The sequence below is a fragment of the Auritidibacter sp. NML120636 genome (assembly GCF_003185945.1).
Classification (GTDB): domain Bacteria; phylum Actinomycetota; class Actinomycetes; order Actinomycetales; family Micrococcaceae; genus Auritidibacter; species Auritidibacter ignavus.
The window spans coordinates 186,740-205,395 of the sequence record NZ_QHLO01000004.1 but is presented as its reverse complement, the minus strand read 5'-3'; the positions used below and the strand labels follow the sequence as shown (position 1 = coordinate 205,395).

Genomic DNA, 18,656 nt, shown 5'->3' with positions numbered 1-18,656 from the left:
GGAGAATTAACCATGAGTAAGCGGACTTTTCAGCCGAATAACCGCCGTCGCGCTCGCAAGCACGGTTTCCGTGCTCGGATGCGGACCCGGGCCGGTCGTGCAGTGCTTTCAGCACGTCGGGCCAAGGGCCGGGCGCGCGTTTCTGCCTAACTATTTTGATCCTTTAGCGCAGTACCTGCCGGTCGTGATCGCGTGTTGCCACGAATGAACCGGATCAGAAAGGGCAAGGACTTTTCACGGACAATTCGTTCCGGCACCCGCGCTGGGGGCCGGAACATTGTCGTATCTGTGGCTTTTCAGCAACAGAGTGAGAATCCTGAAGGTCTTAGCCCAACGCGGGTGGGATTCATCACCTCAAAGGCAGTGGGCAATGCGGTTACGCGCAAAACCGTACAACGACGCTTGCGTGCTGCTGTAGCCAGTCTTTTCCAAGAGGACCACTTCCCCGTGGGAGATCATTCTTCACCTGCGCAAGATGTTGTGATTCGTGCTCTGCCTCGGTCAGCTCAGGTTGACTATCATGAGTTAAGGTCCGATGTGGCTGGCCAATGGCTACACGCGATGAAGAAAATGGCCCAGCGTGACAGAACAAGCATGACAGAAATGGCAGAAGACTAAGGTATGCCCGTTGAATCGCCCTACATCACGTTAAGCCCGAGAAAGCAGTGGGGTCGGTTTCGTGCCCTGCCTTCTGATGCTGTTGCCTCGGTGCTTATAGCGTACCGGGCTGTGATCTCGCCACTGTATGGTCAAGTGTGCCGATTTTTTCCGAGTTGTTCGGCCTATACACTCGAAGCTGTCTATCGACACGGTGCCATTAAAGGAATGGGCTTAGGCATGTGGCGAATTCTTCGTTGCCACCCGTGGCAGTCTGGTGGAGTTGATCCGGTTCCGCCAAGTCATAGAGTTTGGCCAGAGGGTAAATTGCCCAAGATCATTAGACTGAATCACCCGCAAGTACCGGAAGAACCCGGCTCACACACAGCAGAGGAAAACTGAACGCCATGGGCTTTTTCGATGTCATACTGTTTCCCTTCAAATGGGTTGTCTCCTGGATTCTGAGTATTTTTCACAGTTTCTTGAGCTTTTTGGGCTTGGGCTATGATTCCGGTTGGACCTGGACGCTAGCGATTGTGCTCTTGGTGATCACCATCCGCACCTTGCTCTTGCCCCTTTTCGTGCGCCAGATCAAATCCCAGCGTGCCATGCAGGCGATGCAGCCTGAAATTAAGAAACTCCAGCAGAAGTACAAAGGGAAGAAAGACCAGCTGTCGCGTCAGGCGATGGCTATGGAGCAGCAGGCGCTGTTCAAGGAACATGGGACCAGTCCATTCTCAGCCTGTCTGCCCATGCTTGTTCAGATGCCATTCTTCTTCGCGCTATATCAGGTACTTAACGGGGCATCTCATGCAGCGGCAAACGGCGAGAACATCGCGGCCTTGAGCCATGAGGAAATCTCCTCATTTGCCAGATCGAGCATCTTCGGCGCACAAATGCAGGACACCTTCCTGGGATCGACCGGTGAGAACCTCGACTGGTCGGTCATCATCGTGGCTGCGGTGATGATTGTCTTGATGTCTTCGTCGATGTTCTATATGCAACGGATGCTGATGAGCAAGAACATGACTGAGGCAGCGATGACCGGCCCCTTTGCGCAGTCGCAGAAGCTGATGCTGTACGTTTTGCCTTTGGTGTTCGCCATCGGTGGCATCAACTTTCCTATTGGCGTTTTGGTCTACTGGACCGCAACAAACTTCTGGGCGGTTGGCCAGCAGTTCTACATTATTCGTCGGAACCCGGCCCCTGGCTCGCAGGCGGAACGGGAGCTAAATGAACGCCGTGTGGCAAAGGGTCTTGAACCCATTGGTAAAGCAGCTGAGGAAGCGCGGGCTAAGGCCGAAGCGAAAGCAAATAAGCCGAAAGGCCAGCGCCAGCAACCTGTGAGAAAGAGTAGAAAGAAACGATGACTACTACTGAAGAACTCAATAACGCCGTCGATCCTGACGATACTCTTGATGAGCAGAGGGTCGAAGCCCAACAGACTGAAGAATCGGTCTCGACGATCGAAGAAGAGGGCGATCGCGCTGCCGATTATATTGAAGAGCTTCTTGACATTGCCGATCTTGACGGAGACATCGATATTGAGGTGCGAAATGGTCGCACCTACGTTTCTGTTGTCACCGACGGTGAAGATGACGGGTTGCGGGGCTTGATTGGTTCCAAAGGCAAAGTCCTTGAAGCACTCCAGGAACTGACAAGACTGTCGGTCTTGTCGTCGACCGGCCAACGATCTCGACTCGTGTTGGATATTGCCGGGCATCGACAGCAACGCGAGGTTGAGCTTCGCTCACTGGCTGAAGACGCGATTGCTGAGATTAAGGACGGCGAAAAGGACGAAGTACACCTGAAGTCGATGTCGCCCTATGAGCGCAAGATCATTCACGACGTCGTGGCTGAAGCGGGCCTAGTCAGCGAATCCCAGGGGCAAGGCTCACGCCGCCACGTGGTCATTTCCGCCGACAACTGATGAAGGATGGATCCCTATGGCCGAGGATCAGCATCATGGGCAGGTCGGTTACGACACCGCCTTAGCCATCAGCCGATTGAGTGAACAATCGCAATGGATTCAAGGTGCTGTGCGGGAGATTTATGGCCAGGCGGGCGAGGTTGCCCAGCGTTATGTGAATCATCTGGTGACGACGGGTGTTGAACGGGGCCTTTTGGGCCCACGCGAAATCCCGATTATGTGGGAACGTCACGTGTTAAATTGCGCCGTTGCGCAGACATTGTTTCCTTCGGGCGCACTGGTGGCCGATGTTGGATCAGGAGCCGGTTTACCCGGTATTGCCTTAGCCATAGCCCGACCCGACGTTCAGTTTGTGCTTGTTGAACCATTAGAGCGACGGGTGCTGTGGTTAGAGGACGTGATCGGGGACCTAAGTTTGCATAATGTAGATGTGGTGCGTGCCCGGGCTGAACAGGTGGTAGATACCCTCGACGTTGATGTCGTGACTGCACGAGCCGTGTCTGCCTTGAAATCACTCATCCCATTAACTGCGCCGCTTTTGCACGGAGACGGTGAACTTCTAGCGCTCAAGGGACGTAGTGCTGCGGAGGAAATTTCGAAGGCACAGAAAGTACTTCGCACGCATCGGGCCAAGGACGTCACAGTCCTGACCTGCGGGGATGACCTGCTTGAGATTCCCACGACCGTTGTCAGGGTAACGTTTGGGGATAGACTGGGGTAGTCAATAGTGTCGCCGTCATGGCATCGGAGTGTGAAAAGCGCGTATGAGCAATAACGATTCCTCAACGGCTGCCGAGTCGCAATCCTCGGCTACGCCGCTGGCTGCTGAGATCGCATTCGAGGCGAAACGACGGCAACGTTTGGACTCCAAGAAGATTCCGAAGCCCGGGCGCACACGTATTCTGACTGTGTCCAATCAAAAGGGCGGCGTTGGAAAGACGACCACCACGGTGAATCTTGCCTCCGCATTGGCACGTGGCGGTATGAACGTCATGGTGATTGATGTGGACCCCCAGGGCAACGCGTCAACTGCTCTGAACGTGGAGCATTCACAGGGTACCGACTCCATCTACGATGTTCTTATTAATGACTTTGAGCTGCACGAAGTGGTTCAACAAAACCCAGAAACGGATTCCTTGATCGTAGCCCCGGCCAGCATCGATCTGGCTGGTGCGGAGATCGAACTAGTGTCATTGGTCGCCCGAGAGCATCGGCTGGCTAGAGCGCTAGCGCGGTATCTCGAATACCGGAAGAAAAAAGACCTGCCACGGCTTGACTACATCTTCATCGATTGTCCTCCTAGTTTGGGATTGTTGACTGTCAACGCTTTGGTGGCAGCGAAGGAAGTTTTGATCCCTATCCAAAGCGAGTATTACGCCCTTGAGGGTCTATCCCAACTGACCAAGAACATTCAAATGATTCAAAAGCATTTGAACGAAGAACTCGAAGTATCAACTATTATGTTGACTATGTACGATGGTCGCACCAATTTGGCGATTCAGGTCGCGGAAGAGGTTCGCGAGTTTTTCCCGGATCAGGTGCTTGATGCTGTGATTCCGCGTAATGTTCGGATATCCGAGGCACCCAGTTTTCAGCAGTCTGTGATGACTTATGATCCTGCTTCGTCAGGTGCTTTGAGTTATCGAGAAGCTGCTCTCGAGATTGCTGAACGTGGGCGTAAACAAGGTCGTTAGTATCGCGTTATCTTGTTGTTTGCCTCGTGCCGAGACTCCTTCTCTGTGGCGTGTGCGCCGTTTCACGTGGAACGGGTACCATATAAGGGGAGGTTATCGTGAGTGCAAAGAAGAATAAACGCGGTCTTGGTCGGGGTCTGGGCGCTCTTATCCAACCCGAGGTGGGGCCAGTTAATGCTGAAGACAGCACGGAGAATGTGTCTCAACCGGCAGAGAAACTGTCCGAGGAGGCTAGCCAAGGCGCTCCTGCTGGTGGTACCAATGCTCAAGCGGGGAACTCTGGTGTAGCAGCCGGTACCCGGTCTCGTCCCTCAGACCTCTTCTTCGAAATATCACCAGAGCAGGGACAGGATCAACGCAGAGATCGATATCGTCGTCCATCGATGCCAAATCCTCTCGCGGCACACCGGGAGACTTCAGGGAGTCAGAGAACGGGTTCGCTGGACGGCGAACAGAGCGTTCCTGTATCAGATAGTCGTCTAGTTTTGCTTGATCTAGAGCAAATCACACCGAATAGACAGCAGCCACGCCAGGAGTTTGACGAAGATGAGCTTCAAGAGCTGGTCGCATCGATTCGTGAAGTGGGCGTGCTACAACCAATTGTTGTGCGTGAAATTGGTGAGAGCACGTATGAGTTAATCATGGGCGAACGTCGCTTACGTGCTTCCCGCTTTGCGGGATTGTCGTCTATTCCTGCGGTTATCAGGGATGCAAGTGATGACCGTATGCTCGTGGAAGCGCTCGTAGAGAACATTCATCGTAGCGACCTGAATCCACTGGAAGAGGCTGCAGCCTATGAGCAACTGTTGAAAGACTTTGGTTGGTCTCAAGAGCAACTGTCGAAGAATATCGGAAAGTCGCGTCCAGCAATTTCCAACAGTCTGAGGCTGATGCAGTTACCGGCGTCAGTACAGTCTAAGGTGGCGGCCCGGGTGCTGTCGTCGGGTCATGCGCGCGCTCTATTGGGTGCTGAAGATCCAGCTGTGATGGAAACAATTGCTGACCGCGTGGTTTCTGAGGGGTTGTCTGTTCGGGCCACCGAGGAGCTCGTGAGTCTCTATCGTTCTCGTAAGCCTCATGCTCGTCGAAGCGTTTCACGTGGAACACAGACATTCGATGATCTCGCTGCTATGTTCTCTGACGAACTGGATACGACAGTAGACATTCGGTTAGGTGCTAAGAAGGGCCGGATCTCCATCGATTTCGCCTCGGTAGAAGACCTGAACAGGATCATGGCGCTGATCCAGCCTTCACAACGTCAATAGCCGAAGAGTTTTTGCGAGGCCTGACCCGTACGGTCGGGCCTCGTTTTGTTTCACGTGAAACACGGCTCCCCATGTGGTACATGACTTCTGAATGCGAACCCTCTCTTCGAGATCACAGGTGCATAGACGCCACGGTGCTGTCGCAGTTGATACCATCGGCGATGGCTGAGAGCGTGATACCGACTGGTCCGGATACATAAGTTCCACGTGAAACATTGCCTCCCGAGTAGACAGTCATGCTCGTGGGTACTCCTGGTTTGACAACAAATTTCACATTCAGCAAAAACCCGGCTAAGGGTAAAGCGAGCCGTGCGAAATCAATGAGCTACAGCGTAAGAGCATGCAGTAAGAAAGGTGGCATTTGCGAGGGGACAGTTGCGGGTATGCGGACATGCGACCTCGTGGTCAATGATTGTGTCTCCAATCCTACGAAAAGAGGATGATTTGGCATCGGACTAGGCGTATGAGTTAGTTCGTACTCCAGGTGATTTAGCAAGCATGGTTGGACTTCCACAGCTACGAACCGATAGGTGAGCACAGATCGTAAAAAAAGAGGACGGTGGTTTCACGTGAAACCACCGTCCCGGGTAGAGCGCTGTATATTCTTATTTCAGAAGGTCCGCAAATTCAGACTCGAGTGCAGGCTGTGGCTTCGCACCGATCGAGGTGGCGACCTTCTCCCCATTCTTAAAAGCCATCACCGCAGGGATGCTGGTAATGCCGTACTGCGAGGCAACCTGGGGATTGTCGTCAACATTGAGCTTTGCCACGGTAATTTTATCCGCGTGCTCTTCTGCCATCTTCTCCAGAACGGGAGTCAACATCCGGCACGGACCACACCATTCTGCCCAGAAGTCGACGAGTACAGGTTTATCGTTCTCGAGGACTTTCTCCTGAAAGTCTGCATCGGTAACATCGAAAGTTGCCATTTCAACTCCTAAAGGTTGATAACTACGTATTAGCCTAGATTTATAAGGTAGTGTTCTACATCTTGTGCTGCTACACAGCCGGTACCGGCGGCCGTGACGGCTTGGCGATAGGTAGGGTCGATGACGTCTCCGGCGGCAAACACGCCGTCAATGTTGGTCTGGGAAGACGGATGCGCAACCTTGATCGTGCCATCATCGTTGAGGTCCAAAACATCTTTGACGAGTTCGGTGCGAGGGTCCTGACCGATAGCGACAAAGAGGCCGGAGATATCCAGGGTTGAGCGCTGGCCAGTCTTCAGGTTTTCAATGCCGGCAGTGTGAAGTTTATCTTCTCCGGAGAGATGTGTGACCACGGAGTCCCAAATGAACTCGATCTTGTCATTTTCAAGAGCGCGCTGTGCCATGATGTGGGATGCTCGGAGTTCATCACGACGATGAATCACGTAGACCTTTGAGGCAAATTTAGTGAGGAAGAGTGCTTCCTCCATGGCGGAGTCACCGCCGCCGACCACAGCGACTTCTTGATTGCGGAAGAAGAAACCGTCGCAGGTCGCACACCAGGAGACACCAAAACCGCTCAGGCGTTGTTCGCCGTCAATCCCAAGGTGACGATAAGCGGATCCCGTGGCAATAATCACGGTACGCCCACGGTAGCTGTCCCCATTACCGAGTGTCACGACCTTAGGATGGGATGCCAGATCGACATCTACCACATCCTCATACTGAATATCAGCGCCGAAGCGGCGGGCCTGGGCCTCAAAATTGGCCATCAGTTCTGGGCCCAAAATCCCATCGGGGAAACCAGGGTAGTTTTCAACATCGGTGGTGTTCATCAGCTCGCCACCGGCGGTGACTGCTCCAGTGAAAACCACAGGGTTAAGATTGGCCCTGGCAGTATATATTGCTGCGGTGTACCCAGCGGGACCCGAACCGACGATGATCACATTGCGGACATCGTTGGCATCAACTTCCGTCACGGTGATGACCTCTACTTTCCGACATCAGCTACCGGGTTTGGTGGAAACCAACGGAGTGATGTGCGTGCACAGTCTGTTTACTCATCCAGCCTTAACGGTAAGGCAGTGACGGATATTCCATCACCTTAATCCACGGTAATTTCAGCGATATTCAGCCCATAGGGCAGATCGGCGGACGCATCGGCAGCCTGTGGCAAATCAGTGAAGTTAATAATGACATACTGCCCGGTAACCGGCTCACCATCCTCGCTCGACACCGAGGCGGTGTAGCTCGGCCCGGTAAAGGAGCCTTCTGCTACGGCAGTTCCATCAGCCGGGTTCTCAGTATCTGAGACGAGTACCTGGAAGCTTCCGCCGGATCCGCCGTTCTGGTCGATGTTGACCTCGGTGATCTCCGAGTCTTCCTCCAGTTCAACGACGAGAGCAAGATTTCGGGCGAAACCACCAAACTGCGATTGAGCAAAAGACAATGAACGCCACGAGGTCGCCGCATCACCATCGACTGCTAACGGAAGCTGGTCGTCGGTTTGGGAGCTAAGATTCGGTGAATCGGGGACCACGCGGGAGATGCCGGCAATAGACGGCGCTGGGGCCACCGGTGAGGCGTCGTCATCCGCGGACTCGCCATCTTGTGGCTCTTGCTCGCCCTGCTCGTTGGGCTGGGCCGAAGACGTCGGCTCGGCCACGGGTTCCGAACCGCCACGTCCCAGGAAGGTAAACATCAGCACGACGGCGACGACGAGGACCAAGAGCAACAGGACAGCGCCAATCCATCGACCGGTCCCGCCGCCCTGGCGTTCTTCGGCGTATTCCATCGGATAGCTGTCGCCGTATCCGCCACCGGATGTGGCCGGTTGGGGTGCGGAGGCGGAACCACCGACTGTGGCGGAATTGCCCATAGCTTGGGCGACGCGTTGTTGAACATTCTGCGGTGCTGGGTCCTTAGCTGTGGGAACCTCTGATGCCTCGACACTGGCAGCAGCTGCTTCAGCAGCCGGAGCCTGACCGGCCGGTTCCTGACCTGTCTTCTCCGGGGTGTCGTCAGAGTCGTCGATCACCGGAATTGGACCGGTTTGTACCGACTCGGAGTCCGAATGGCTCACGGGTTCGGTCGGTACGGTCGATTCATCGTCTGCGTGACGCGGGCCGTGGTCAGTGTCCTGATCCCCTTGGCCCGAGTGGTCATTGTGGCCATCGTGACGTGTCGGGCCGGCACCCACGCCGGCAGCAGCGGCACCCGCACCGGCATCGTGGGCTGGGCGGGACGTCGTGTTGGGGTGGGGAGTGTCTCCAGGACGGACGAGCTTGGAGGGATCGTCGGTGCGGTTCAGCGAGTCGTTGAGGCGATCGGAGATCCGGTTGAGGAATTTCGACCGATGTGGCTGTTGCTCCCGGCTGGCGGCCACATCGGAATCTAGGCTGGAGTAGTACTCGTCATCGTCGTCGTAGGTCTGTGGCTCGTAGGACCGAGATTCACCGAAGATTTCGGATCCCAGGTTCTCGGTGTAAAAGGGCTCGACGTAGACCTCGTGGCCGGTTACCAGGGAGAGTAAGGACTGTGGGTCAGTCTCCCCGGCGGAAATCAGGTAGGTGCGGTCGTCCGACAAGCCCAGGTCCAGGACCTGAACGTCGGAGGAACGTTCTCCGGTAGCCAGTTGCCGGGCTGAGGTTGCGACCTGGGAGGCGTGATCGGGGGAGGCCACCAGAATCATTACTTCACGATTGAGTACTTGATCGAGTCCGGTAAGGATCACATCTTGCTCAGCGGTGGCCAAGACCTGTCCGGTAATCAGGTACCGTCCGCCCAGCACGTTACCTTCGTCGAGTTGTGCCACGATCTTTCCTCCAGGGTCGGGTTAAGAGTTGGTCGTGGTCGGCAGAGACCATTTATTCGACCTAATCTTCTATGCTAGTCGCACCCTGGCGACGCTGTGCGTCAATCACACGGGATTATCCCAGAGTTTTACTCGGTCGAGCGTGTGAAACGTTTGATCAAGGGGCCGAGATAGTCGTCGAGTTCTTTGACGTTCAAAGCCCGACAAGCCAGCAGATACACCGCGAGCATCACGATTCCGACCACCGCGCAGGTGATCAGTGCGGTGAGAATCGAGGCGTAGGGAAACCCATTGTGATAGCCACCCAAGAGCAACAGCACCAACGCGCCAACCAGCCCGGAGGCCACGGCCGCATACCCGGTGCGCAGGTAGGCGGTGAAGACCTTGCTCGTGTGGTAGTTCCCGAACCGCTTCAGAGTCAAAAAGTGCACCATGAGGAACTGAACGATGTGCACCACCGTGAACAGTAGCGCAATCAGGTGTGCCAGGGAGGCGTTCGGGATGATCGGGGCAAGCAGATAGGCCGAGATCAGCGTGATCACCGAAGCGGTGCACTGCACGATCATGGGCACCGTGGCGTTCTCGGAGGCGTAGAACACGCGCAACAGATAGAAGTGTGCCGAGCGGAAGGGCATGCCAATGGCCAGTAGCACCAGGATTTGGCCGATTGCTGCCGCGGAGATGGGAGCGGTGTCAGAAGATCCGGAGAACAGTCGCCCGATCGGGGCAGCCAAGACGAGCACTACCATCATGGCAAACATCATCGGTACCGCGAAGCTACTCAGCCCGGCGCCGGTGGTCCACCGGGCTGCGACGGTATCGCGGTCCTGCAGGGAGCGGGTCAACCGGTTGAACAGCACCGTGGCGATCGACAGCACGAACACCGAGTGTGGGAGCACGGTAATCAGTTGCGAGACGTTCAGGGCGTAGAGGCCGGGGACCGCGGCAGCGGCTTCGGGGGTTTCGGCGACAGTGGACCGCGCCTCAGTGGCTCCGGTGACCAGGCGGTTGATGAGTAGGTTGGTGACGTTGCCGACCAGCATGGTGATGATGGTGAATCCGGCCAGCCGACCGGTGGTGCGCAATCCCATCCCGCGCCAGCCAAACTTCAGTTTCAGCCCCAGTCCCAAACGTTTCAGCGGCCACAACAGCACGAGTGCCTGGATAGCAATGCCGAGGGTGTGGCCTCCAGCTAAGACTGCCGTGTGGGTAGGGGACCAAGCGAGTAATTGGTCCTCATCCGACATCCCGGTGTAATGGCCGAAGGTGACGATGTAGGCCACAATCACCAGGATGGCCACCGCGTTATTGGCCACCGGCGCCCACATATAGGCGCCGAAGCGTCCGTGAGCGTTAAGGATCTGCCCGATGATGGCATACATCCCGTAGAAGAAGATCTGGGGCAACGTCCAGAACGCGAAAGCGGTGGCTAAGGCGAGCTTGGGTTCCGACCAGCCCAGGGTGAGCGCATTCATGATCGGATAGGCACACAGCGTGATCGCGATCGTAAAGGCCCCGATGATCAACAAGGCGAGGGTCAGGATGCGGGAGGTGTAGTCGGCGCCCCGGTCGGGTGCTTTGGCAGCCTTAATCAGCTGAGGTACCAGCACCACGTTAAAGACACCACCGGCCAGCAACATGTAGATCACGTTGGGGATGGTGTTGGCGGATTCGAAGACGTCAGCGACTAAGGCGGTGGACCCAATGGCCACGGCGAGCAATGACGTACGAACGAAGCCTAAAATTCGAGACACTAAAGTGCCGGAGGCCATGAGCGCTGAGGCTTTGGTAGCTCCGGCAGAGGATTTCGATTGGTCTTCAGGGACAGGACGCTCGCTCACCGCTGATCTTCCTGGGGTGGGTGCTGGGATGATTTCGATGGCCCAGACGGATGGCGGAAGCGTTGTACCCGCAACATCAACTCGAACGGGGTTGGTGGTGTGGTGGGTTGAGTCGCGGCATCCTGACCGGGCTGACCTGGGTGATCGGCAGGGGTCCGCTCCTCGGTCTGCTGGCAGGAGCCTACCGTTTCGGGCCCGGCGGAGTGGTGCTGCTGTCCGGGGGTGCCGACATTCTGTGACGTGTCGGTAGACTCGTTGTTCCGGTCCCGAGTCGCTGGTGTGGGGCGCAGATTCTCCGGAATGAGCCCGGATGGTAGTCGGCGGCGAAGCGGGATGACGCGTCGGGACCGGAATGTCACCGGTACGTGGGCAAAGTACTCGGGTAGCGCCTCGTGGGCGACTTCGACAATTCGGCGTTCATTGACGAAGCTGAGGCGAGCAGAGAGCCGTTCCAGGTCGACCCAGGCAACGTCGATGGCTTCGTGGTCGGGATCGTTCTCAATGGTCAAATTCCCGCCGGTGGCACGCAATAAGAAATGGTGCACGGTTTTGTGCACGCGGTGTCCGGGTACGGTAAACCAGTAGTCAATGGAGCCCAGCGCAGTCAGCACTGTTCCCGAGATCCCGGTTTCTTCGGCGACTTCTCGTTCGGCGGCGGCGTGGTGATCTTCTTCACCCTCCGGATGGCCCTTGGGCAGGACCCATTCCAGCCGGCCTCCGCGGTTATAGCGGGCAATGATGGCTACCTGGAGCCGGCCGAGACGTTCCCGCACGACCATGCCACCGGCCGAAATTTCTTCCACTGTGGGCAATTGGGCATCCTCGCGCGGACGGGGGGTACGCCGTGTAGGATCGAAACGATCGATTCGTGCCGGGCGTGTGGGTTCAGCGTTTTCGGGCGTACCGGAGCCCCAGCTATTCCAGGGGCGTCGTGGTGACCGAAAACGAGACATGTTGTCCACTCTATCCCGATTACCTCATCACAGAACTGAAGCTACGACTGCATGCCCACGATTCGTCAGTGACACCAACCAACCACCCAGAGACCACGCCGAGACGATACTGTGATTCAACACCCCGACGACACCCACGCACTCAACGCTGCACGACCGTTGCCCGCTGGTTTTCCTCACGGAGCCACGGTGCCGGGGCTCGTGGTAGAACTGGGTAACATATTTCAGCAGGCCGGTTTCGAGCTGGCTCTGGTCGGCGGACCGGTGCGCGATATCTTCCTCGGGGTGGCGGCTGTGGACCTGGATTTCACCACCGACGCCACTCCGGAGCAGATTACTGAGGTGTTGGGCACCTGGCCGGATGCGATCTGGGATATTGGGGCCGCGTTCGGAACCATTGGGGCCCGTAAGGCCGGCTGGCAGGTGGAGATCACCACCTACCGGGCCGAAAAATACGACCCCGAATCGCGCAAACCGCAGGTGGTCTTCGGCCACGACCTCACTGACGACTTGTTGCGTCGGGATTTCACCGTTAACGCGATGGCCCTGAAACTCCCCGACCTCGAGCTGGTTGATCCCTTCGGTGGCATTCGGGATCTGTTCGCCGGGAGGCTACGAACTCCGGGCCGAGCCGAAGCTTCGTTCTCCGATGACCCGTTGCGGATGATGCGGGCCGCCCGGTTCGTGTCGCAATTGCGCTTGTCGGTAGCCGATGACGTACGCACCGCGATGATCGAGATGGCCGAACGCATTAACATCATCTCTGCCGAACGGGTCCGTGATGAGCTGGTCAAGCTGATGATCGGGGCCGATCCGCGGGCCGGTTTGGAACTGTTGGTCCAGACCGGACTGGCTGAGCACGTGCTCCCCGAACTGCCGGCCCTGCGACTGACCATGGATGCCGCCCACCATCATAAGGACGTCTACCAGCACTCGCTGAAGGTGCTGGAGCAAGCCATGGAGTGGGAACCGGAGTATGTGTCGGCACCGAATTTCGTGCTCCGTTTCGCAGCGGTGATGCACGATATCGGCAAACCCGCCACCCGTCGGTTTGAGAAAAACGGGGCGGTGACCTTCCGCCACCACGATGTGGTCGGAGCAAAGATGGTCAGGTCCCGGATGAAGGCTTTGCGCTTTGATAAAGAAACCATCCGGGCGGTGGCCACTTTGGTCGAGTTGCACATGCGTTTTTACGGGTACGGAGATGCTGGCTGGGGTGATTCGGCGGTGCGCCGCTACGTGACCGATGCCGGGGACATGTTGCAGCATTTGCACGCGCTGACCCGCTCGGATGTCACCACCCAGAATAAACGTAAGGCCAACCGGTTAGCTCACGCCTATGATGACCTCGAACAACGCATTGAGCAGTTGGCGGCCGAAGAAGAATTGGCGAAGATCCGCCCCGATCTCAACGGCCAACAGATCATGCAGATCGTGGGGATTTCCCCGGGACCGTTGGTCGGACGTGCCTACCAGCATCTGCTGGACTGGCGGTTGGACCAGGGCCCGCACACCGCCGAGGAAGCCGAAGCCGAGTTATTGCGCTGGTGGGAGCAACAACCCGAATCCCACACGAAAGCGGAGCCGAGGGATGAGTGATGGAGTCTGGTACAACCCGATGTCATGGACCGCACCGTGGTTCGTGATTTGGTTGGGGCTCTATGTGGTGATCTGGGCCCGCGCCGGCGGCACCTATCTACTAGGTCGTGGCATTCGCACCGGGGTGGGTCGGACGCACACTCGGCTGGCGCGGGTATTACAGACCGACGGGTATCAGCGCGCCGAGCGAGCGATTGACCGGTGGGGCGCCCCAGTGGTGGCGCTGAGCTTTCTAACCATCGGATTCCAAACGTTGGTAAATTTCGCCGCCGGGGTGACCCGGATGCGGTGGTTCCGTTACGTCCCCGCGCTCGCAGCGGGCGGGGCAGCCTGGGCGGCAATTTACGCCACGGTCGGGGTGGTCTCCTTCCGGGCGCTGAGCTACTTCTTCACCCGGTGGCCGGTGGCCACCGGCGTGGTGGTGGCCTTGATCGTGATCGCGCTAGTCATCTGGTTCGTCGCGAAACTCCGAGGTCGGCACAACAACGTTTAGGCTGGAGGTATGAACGACGCTGAGATCTCTGCCACAGCCACTCTGCAACCGATTCACGCGATCGCCGAGCGGCTGGGAGTCTCAGCCGAACATCTCATCCCCTACGGCCACACCATGGCCAAAATTGATCTCACCGGTCTCGGGCTCACCGACAACGCGAATGCTCAGCGCAGTCCGGGCAAAGTGGTATTGGTCACCGCCTGCTCCCCGACCCCGGCTGGAGAAGGGAAGACCACCGTCGCGATCGGGCTGGCTGACGGGTTGAACCGCATCGGGGTCAACACGGCCCTAGCCTTGCGTGAGCCGTCCTTGGGTCCGGTTTTTGGACTCAAGGGTGGTGGCACCGGCGGCGGGTACGCCCAGGTGGTGCCGATGGATAAGATCAATTTGCACTTCACCGGTGACCTACACGCCATCTCGGCAGCGCACAACTTGTTGTGTGCCCTGGTGGATAACCACATCCACCAGGGCAATCAGCTAGGCATTGACCCGCGCACCATCACCATTAAACGGTGCGTGGATCTCAACGACCGGGCACTACGTCACACCGTGATTGGACTGGGGGGACGCACCCAAGGGGTGCCCCGAGAAGATGGTTTCGAGATTACGGTGGCGACCGAAACCATGGCGATCTTCTGTTTGGCCACCGACCGGAAGGATTTGAAGCAACGACTGTCGCAGATGATCATCGGCTACACCTATGACCAGAAGCCGGTAACCGTCGGTGAGTTGGGGCCCGAGGGTGCCCAAGGGGCAATGGCAGTATTGCTCAACGATGCACTGGACCCTAATTTGGTCCAAACGTTGTCCGGCACCCCCGCGTTGGTGCACGGCGGACCGTTCGCTAATATTGCCCACGGCGCCAATTCGGTGATTGCCACCAATACCGCCCGGGCGCTAGCCGATGTGGTGATTACCGAGGCCGGCTTCGGGGCCGATCTCGGCGCCGAAAAATTCATGCATATCACCGGCCCGGCAGGAGGGTTCAGCCCCGATGCCATTGTGGTGGTCGCCACGCTCCGGGCGCTGAAATATAACGGCGGGGTCAGCGTGGATGAAGCCAACCAGATCAATCCGGAGGCACTGCGGGACGGGGTGGTGAACCTTGACCGGCACCTGGACCACCTAGCGCACTATGACCGTCCCGTGGTGGTGGCGATCAACACCTTCCCGGACGACACCCAGGAGGAGATAACCTGGCTGATCGACCACTGCCAGGCCCGAGGGGTAACCGCCGAGATCTGTGCAGCGTGGGGACAGGGTGCCGACGGGGCCGAGGCCTTGGCTCGGATGATCCGAGACCAGCTGCAACAGACTCCCCACCAACAACACCGGCGCGAGCAGGCCGAGCAGCACGCCCCGGATCCCCTCAGTCCGCAGGCGTTGGCGGGCTTGCCCCTCCAGGAGAAGATCTCGGTGATTGCCCGCACGATCTACGGGGCTGACGGGGTGAAATATTCCCCGGCAGCACTGAAACAGTTGAACGAGCTGGCCGGTACCCCGGCGGAGTATCTGCCCGTGTGCGTGGCCAAAACCCCGTTCTCCTTCTCTGATGACCGGACAAAACTCGGGGCACCGACCGGGTTTCAGCTCACCATCCAGCGCGTGCGGCTACGAGCCGGTGCGGGATTCGTGGTGGTCTACACCGGACGGATTATGACCATGCCCGGGCTACCGAAACATCCCGCTGCCGAGGCGATGGACGTTGCAGACTCCACCGGTGAGATTCTGAATATCTTCTAGGACTCGAGACTGCTAGAACCCGAAAACAGACACCTAGCGCTCAATCTCGCCACGAATAAAGGCCTCCACCAGTTCGCGGGCGTGCTCATCGCGGTGCTGGACCGGTGGGGACTTCATGAAATAGGAGGAGGCCGACAGGATCGGTCCACCGATGCCACGATCCAAAGCGATCTTGGCAGCCCGGACCGCATCAATGATCACACCGGCGGAGTTTGGGGAGTCCCAGACTTCGAGTTTGTACTCTAACGACACCGGAGCATCACCGAAGTTGCGCCCCTCCAGCCGGACGAAGGCCCACTTGCGGTCATCGAGCCACTGCACGTAGTCAGACGGGCCAATATGGACGTTGCGGTCCTCCAGTTCGGTGTCCAGATTAGAGGTCACCGCCTGGGTCTTGGAAATCTTCTTGGACTCCAACCGCTCGCGTTCCAACATGTTTTTGAAGTCCATATTGCCACCGACATTCAGCTGGTAGGTCCGATCCACGGTTACCCCGCGGGCTTCGAACAGTGCTGCCATGGTGCGGTGGGTGATGGTGGCCCCGATCTGGGATTTAATATCGTCGCCGACAATCGGCACCCCGGCCTCGGTGAACTTCTGCGACCACTCTTCGGTCCCGGCAATGAAGACCGGTAGTGCATTCACAAAGGCCACCTTGGCGTCCACGGCAGCTTGCGCGTAGAACTTATCGGCCTCTTCAGAGCCCACCGGAAGATAGGAGACCAGCACGTCGACCTCACGATCGCGCAAGACCTGGGCCACATCGACTGGATCAGCGACAGATTCGGTGATGGTTTCGCGGTAGTACCTCCCGAGACCATCCAGGGTCGGGCCACGCTGGACCTGTACACCGGTAACAGGGACTTCGGCCAGGGTAATGGTGTTATTCTCCGAGGCGGTGATGGCCTCAGCAATGTCCAGCCCCACCTTGGCCTGATCGACATCAAAGGCCGCCACGAACTCCAGGTCGCTGACATGATAATCGCCGAAACGTACGTGCATCAATCCGGGTACCACATCAGAATCAGCGGCATCCCGGTAATAGTGCACACCCTGAATCAGGGAGGAAGCACAGTTCCCCAACCCTGCGATCGCAACTCGAATTGCAGACAACGAGATACTCCTTTTGTTTTTAAACCTCATCTACTCTACGTCAGCCCGGAGGTGACCGAAGAGAAACCGGCAGGTTTTTACACCCTGATCGCTCACACCACGTAAACTGTGCCTCATGGCCACCCGCGCACAACAGCAACAGCCACGCACGCCTGTTGCTCCTTCTCGAACTGACCCGCTTCTCGCCCGGCTGACCTCCGAGAAAATTGGCCCGATCGGACGACGTAGCGCACCTGGTCGGACCGGTGGCGGGTTTTTCACCCCCATGCGGGTGCTGATCCTGATGACCACCCTGGCGGCGTTGGTGGCGGTGCTACAAAAATCACCGTGCCGTCTTGAAGGCTGGTCCCAACCCTTCGTGAACTTCGCCGGATGCTACTCCGACTGGACCGCGTTATACGGTGGTCGCGGTTTCGACGAGAACCCCTTCGCACCCTTCATGGAGGCCTCCACGTTCGAATACCCGGTGCTGATCTCGGTTGTGGCCTCCCTGACGGCAGCACTGACCCACTTCTTTAACCCCGACCGGCCCTCGTTACTGTACTTCGACATCAACTTCGTGTTGGTCTTCGCCCTGTGGGTCATCACCGTGGTGGTCGTCGCCAAGTCCTCGGTGCGGCGCTTCTGGGATGCCGCGATGGTGGCCATCGCCCCGGGCATGATTCTGGCGTCCTCTATTAACTGGGACATGTGGGCGGTGGTCCCCCTGATCCTGGGTCTGTGGCTGTTTGGTGGCAAGAAGTACTTTTGGGCCGGCGTCCTGTTCGGCATCGGCATCTCGGCGAAAATCTTCCCGTTACTCGTCTTCGGGGCCATCCTCGTGCTGGCGGTCCGTACTCTGGTCTTCCGCCCATTGGTGCTCAGCGCGGCCGGAGCGGCCACCTCCTGGCTAGTCCTCAACGTGCCACTGATGCTGACCAACTATGAGGCGTGGTCGTTGTTCTACACCTTCTCCGCCGACCGTGGGCCCGGCTGGTCCTCGGTCTGGAGTATGTGGAACGTATTCAACGACAGCCACCCGGTCACCGCCGAATCCCTGTCCTATTTGTCCGTGGGTGCTGTGGCGATCTGCTGTGCTTTCATTTTCGTCATCGGAACCACCGCACCGGTTCGTCCCCGCATGGCGCAATTGGTGTTTCTCATCGTGGCCAGCTTCGTGCTGTTCAATAAGGTCTACTCACCACAGTTCGTGGTGTGGCTGATCCCGCTGGTGGCCCTGGCCTTGCCCAATTGGCGTGACTTTTTGATCTGGCAATTCGTGGAAGTGTTGCACTTTTGGGCGGTCTGGGCCCATCTGTCGCATTTTACCTCCGAACACAACACCCAGCACCTCTTCGATGAACGGCTCTACGGTCTGGCCGTGGCCGCACACATGTTGGCCACCTTCTATCTGATGGCCCGGGTGGTCTATCAGATCTACCGGCCTGAAACCGACCCGGTGCGCACCAGCCTGCCCGTCTTCGACTCCAGCCTGCGCGGTGAGGCTTCGAAGAATCTGGCCTGGGATGACCCGCTGGGTGGAGACTATGACGGCGCACGCGACCGTCTGCCATTCCTCATCCCTGTAGCCCAACCCGTCGGCAAACATGCCGATCACACCGAGCCCGAACCCGTTGAAGTCGGCGCGGCCGAGCACCAGGGGATCTGGACACCCATCACCCTTGAGCACAAACAGTAGGGTGGAGTT

The 18,656-nt window shown here is 57.7% G+C and carries 17 protein-coding genes and 1 pseudogene; 12 read left to right on the top strand and 6 right to left on the bottom strand.

Annotated elements, in window-relative coordinates; genetic code table 11:
* The first annotated feature begins 12 nt into the window (after positions 1–12).
* The 8 genes from rpmH (at position 13) to DCC25_RS05505 (ending at position 5,486) form a co-directional block, all read left to right on the top strand.
* The gene (gene rpmH, locus DCC25_RS05540; RefSeq protein ID WP_110100922.1) at positions 13–150 is read left to right on the top strand and encodes a 50S ribosomal protein L34; all 138 of its coding nucleotides are present in this window, start codon (positions 13–15) and stop codon (positions 148–150) included.
* Between the two features lie 54 nt (positions 151–204).
* Complete coding sequence (rnpA, locus tag DCC25_RS05535) at positions 205–618, top strand: ribonuclease P protein component (RefSeq protein ID WP_208392264.1); 414 nt, start codon at positions 205–207, stop codon at positions 616–618.
* Positions 619–621: 3 nt separating this feature from the next.
* The gene (gene yidD, locus DCC25_RS05530) at positions 622–999 is read left to right on the top strand and encodes a membrane protein insertion efficiency factor YidD (RefSeq protein ID WP_110100920.1); all 378 of its coding nucleotides are present in this window, start codon (positions 622–624) and stop codon (positions 997–999) included.
* 5 nt (positions 1,000–1,004) lie between these two features.
* Positions 1,005–1,967, top strand: a complete 963-nt coding sequence (gene yidC / locus DCC25_RS05525; protein WP_110100919.1) for a membrane protein insertase YidC — start codon at positions 1,005–1,007, stop codon at positions 1,965–1,967.
* Positions 1,964–2,527, top strand: a complete 564-nt coding sequence (locus tag DCC25_RS05520) for a R3H domain-containing nucleic acid-binding protein (RefSeq protein ID WP_110100918.1) — start codon at positions 1,964–1,966, stop codon at positions 2,525–2,527. The genes yidC and DCC25_RS05520 overlap by 4 nt, the downstream gene beginning before the upstream one ends.
* Positions 2,528–2,543: 16 nt before the next feature.
* Complete coding sequence (rsmG, locus tag DCC25_RS05515; protein ID WP_110100917.1) at positions 2,544–3,248, top strand: 16S rRNA (guanine(527)-N(7))-methyltransferase RsmG; 705 nt, start codon at positions 2,544–2,546, stop codon at positions 3,246–3,248.
* A gap of 43 nt (positions 3,249–3,291) precedes the next feature.
* Positions 3,292–4,221 carry a ParA family protein gene (locus tag DCC25_RS05510; RefSeq protein WP_110100916.1) on the top strand — a complete coding sequence of 310 codons (930 nt, stop codon included), beginning with the start codon at positions 3,292–3,294 and terminating at the stop codon, positions 4,219–4,221.
* A gap of 98 nt (positions 4,222–4,319) precedes the next feature.
* Positions 4,320–5,486, top strand: a complete 1,167-nt coding sequence (locus tag DCC25_RS05505) for a ParB/RepB/Spo0J family partition protein (RefSeq protein WP_233487917.1) — start codon at positions 4,320–4,322, stop codon at positions 5,484–5,486.
* A gap of 605 nt (positions 5,487–6,091) precedes the next feature.
* On the opposite strand, the gene trxA is transcribed toward DCC25_RS05505, so the two are convergent.
* The 5 genes and pseudogenes from trxA to DCC25_RS11525 form a co-directional block, all read right to left on the bottom strand.
* The gene (gene trxA / locus DCC25_RS05500) at positions 6,092–6,415 is read right to left on the bottom strand and encodes a thioredoxin (RefSeq protein ID WP_110100914.1); all 324 of its coding nucleotides are present in this window, start codon (positions 6,413–6,415) and stop codon (positions 6,092–6,094) included.
* 29 nt (positions 6,416–6,444) lie between these two features.
* Positions 6,445–7,398: a thioredoxin-disulfide reductase gene (gene trxB / locus DCC25_RS05495; protein ID WP_110100913.1), complete on the bottom strand. Its 954-nt coding sequence runs from the start codon at positions 7,396–7,398 to the stop codon at positions 6,445–6,447.
* Positions 7,399–7,517: 119 nt separating this feature from the next.
* On the bottom strand, positions 7,518–9,227 hold the full coding sequence (locus DCC25_RS05490; protein ID WP_110100912.1) for a hypothetical protein: 1,710 nt from the start codon (positions 9,225–9,227) through the stop codon (positions 7,518–7,520).
* Between the two features lie 128 nt (positions 9,228–9,355).
* A complete protein-coding gene (gene murJ / locus DCC25_RS05485) occupies positions 9,356–11,068 on the bottom strand; it encodes a murein biosynthesis integral membrane protein MurJ (RefSeq protein WP_233487916.1) in 1,713 nt (570 codons plus the stop codon).
* A gap of 374 nt (positions 11,069–11,442) precedes the next feature.
* Positions 11,443–12,021: pseudogene (locus DCC25_RS11525) on the bottom strand (NUDIX domain-containing protein); the annotation flags it as partial.
* 159 nt (positions 12,022–12,180) lie between these two features.
* Between DCC25_RS11525 and DCC25_RS05475 the strand changes: the two are divergent.
* Genes DCC25_RS05475 through DCC25_RS05465 form a run of 3 tightly spaced genes read left to right on the top strand, consistent with a single transcriptional unit; the run spans position 12,181 to position 15,856 of the window.
* The gene (locus DCC25_RS05475) at positions 12,181–13,620 is read left to right on the top strand and encodes a CCA tRNA nucleotidyltransferase (protein ID WP_110100966.1); all 1,440 of its coding nucleotides are present in this window, start codon (positions 12,181–12,183) and stop codon (positions 13,618–13,620) included.
* The gene (locus DCC25_RS05470) at positions 13,613–14,113 is read left to right on the top strand and encodes a DedA family protein (RefSeq protein WP_233487915.1); all 501 of its coding nucleotides are present in this window, start codon (positions 13,613–13,615) and stop codon (positions 14,111–14,113) included. Before DCC25_RS05475 ends, DCC25_RS05470 begins: the two co-directional genes overlap by 8 nt.
* A gap of 9 nt (positions 14,114–14,122) precedes the next feature.
* Positions 14,123–15,856, top strand: a complete 1,734-nt coding sequence (locus tag DCC25_RS05465) for a formate--tetrahydrofolate ligase (protein ID WP_110100911.1) — start codon at positions 14,123–14,125, stop codon at positions 15,854–15,856.
* Between the two features lie 33 nt (positions 15,857–15,889).
* Here DCC25_RS05465 and DCC25_RS05460 read toward each other — a convergent pair whose 3' ends face one another.
* Complete coding sequence (locus DCC25_RS05460) at positions 15,890–16,999, bottom strand: inositol-3-phosphate synthase (protein WP_208392265.1); 1,110 nt, start codon at positions 16,997–16,999, stop codon at positions 15,890–15,892.
* A gap of 85 nt (positions 17,000–17,084) precedes the next feature.
* Here DCC25_RS05460 and DCC25_RS05455 point away from each other — a divergent pair, with 85 nt between their 5' ends.
* Positions 17,085–18,647, top strand: a complete 1,563-nt coding sequence (locus tag DCC25_RS05455) for a glycosyltransferase family 87 protein (protein WP_183145597.1) — start codon at positions 17,085–17,087, stop codon at positions 18,645–18,647.
* Positions 18,648–18,656 lie beyond the last annotated feature (9 nt).

Excerpts from the sequence above, each read along its gene's own strand:
- rpmH (WP_110100922.1), top strand. The coding sequence starts at position 13 with ATGAGTAAGCGGACTTTTCAGCCGAATAACCGCCGTCGCGCTCGCAAG.
- rnpA (WP_208392264.1), top strand. The coding sequence starts at position 205 with ATGAACCGGATCAGAAAGGGCAAGGACTTTTCACGGACAATTCGTTCC.
- yidD (WP_110100920.1), top strand. The coding sequence starts at position 622 with ATGCCCGTTGAATCGCCCTACATCACGTTAAGCCCGAGAAAGCAGTGG.
- yidC (WP_110100919.1), top strand. The coding sequence starts at position 1,005 with ATGGGCTTTTTCGATGTCATACTGTTTCCCTTCAAATGGGTTGTCTCC.
- DCC25_RS05520 (WP_110100918.1), top strand. The coding sequence starts at position 1,964 with ATGACTACTACTGAAGAACTCAATAACGCCGTCGATCCTGACGATACT.
- rsmG (WP_110100917.1), top strand. The coding sequence starts at position 2,544 with ATGGCCGAGGATCAGCATCATGGGCAGGTCGGTTACGACACCGCCTTA.
- DCC25_RS05510 (WP_110100916.1), top strand. The coding sequence starts at position 3,292 with ATGAGCAATAACGATTCCTCAACGGCTGCCGAGTCGCAATCCTCGGCT.
- trxA (WP_110100914.1), bottom strand. The coding sequence starts at position 6,415 with ATGGCAACTTTCGATGTTACCGATGCAGACTTTCAGGAGAAAGTCCTC.
- DCC25_RS05470 (WP_233487915.1), top strand. The coding sequence starts at position 13,613 with ATGAGTGATGGAGTCTGGTACAACCCGATGTCATGGACCGCACCGTGG.
- DCC25_RS05465 (WP_110100911.1), top strand. The coding sequence starts at position 14,123 with ATGAACGACGCTGAGATCTCTGCCACAGCCACTCTGCAACCGATTCAC.
- DCC25_RS05460 (WP_208392265.1), bottom strand. The coding sequence starts at position 16,999 with ATGAGGTTTAAAAACAAAAGGAGTATCTCGTTGTCTGCAATTCGAGTT.
- DCC25_RS05455 (WP_183145597.1), top strand. The coding sequence starts at position 17,085 with ATGGCCACCCGCGCACAACAGCAACAGCCACGCACGCCTGTTGCTCCT.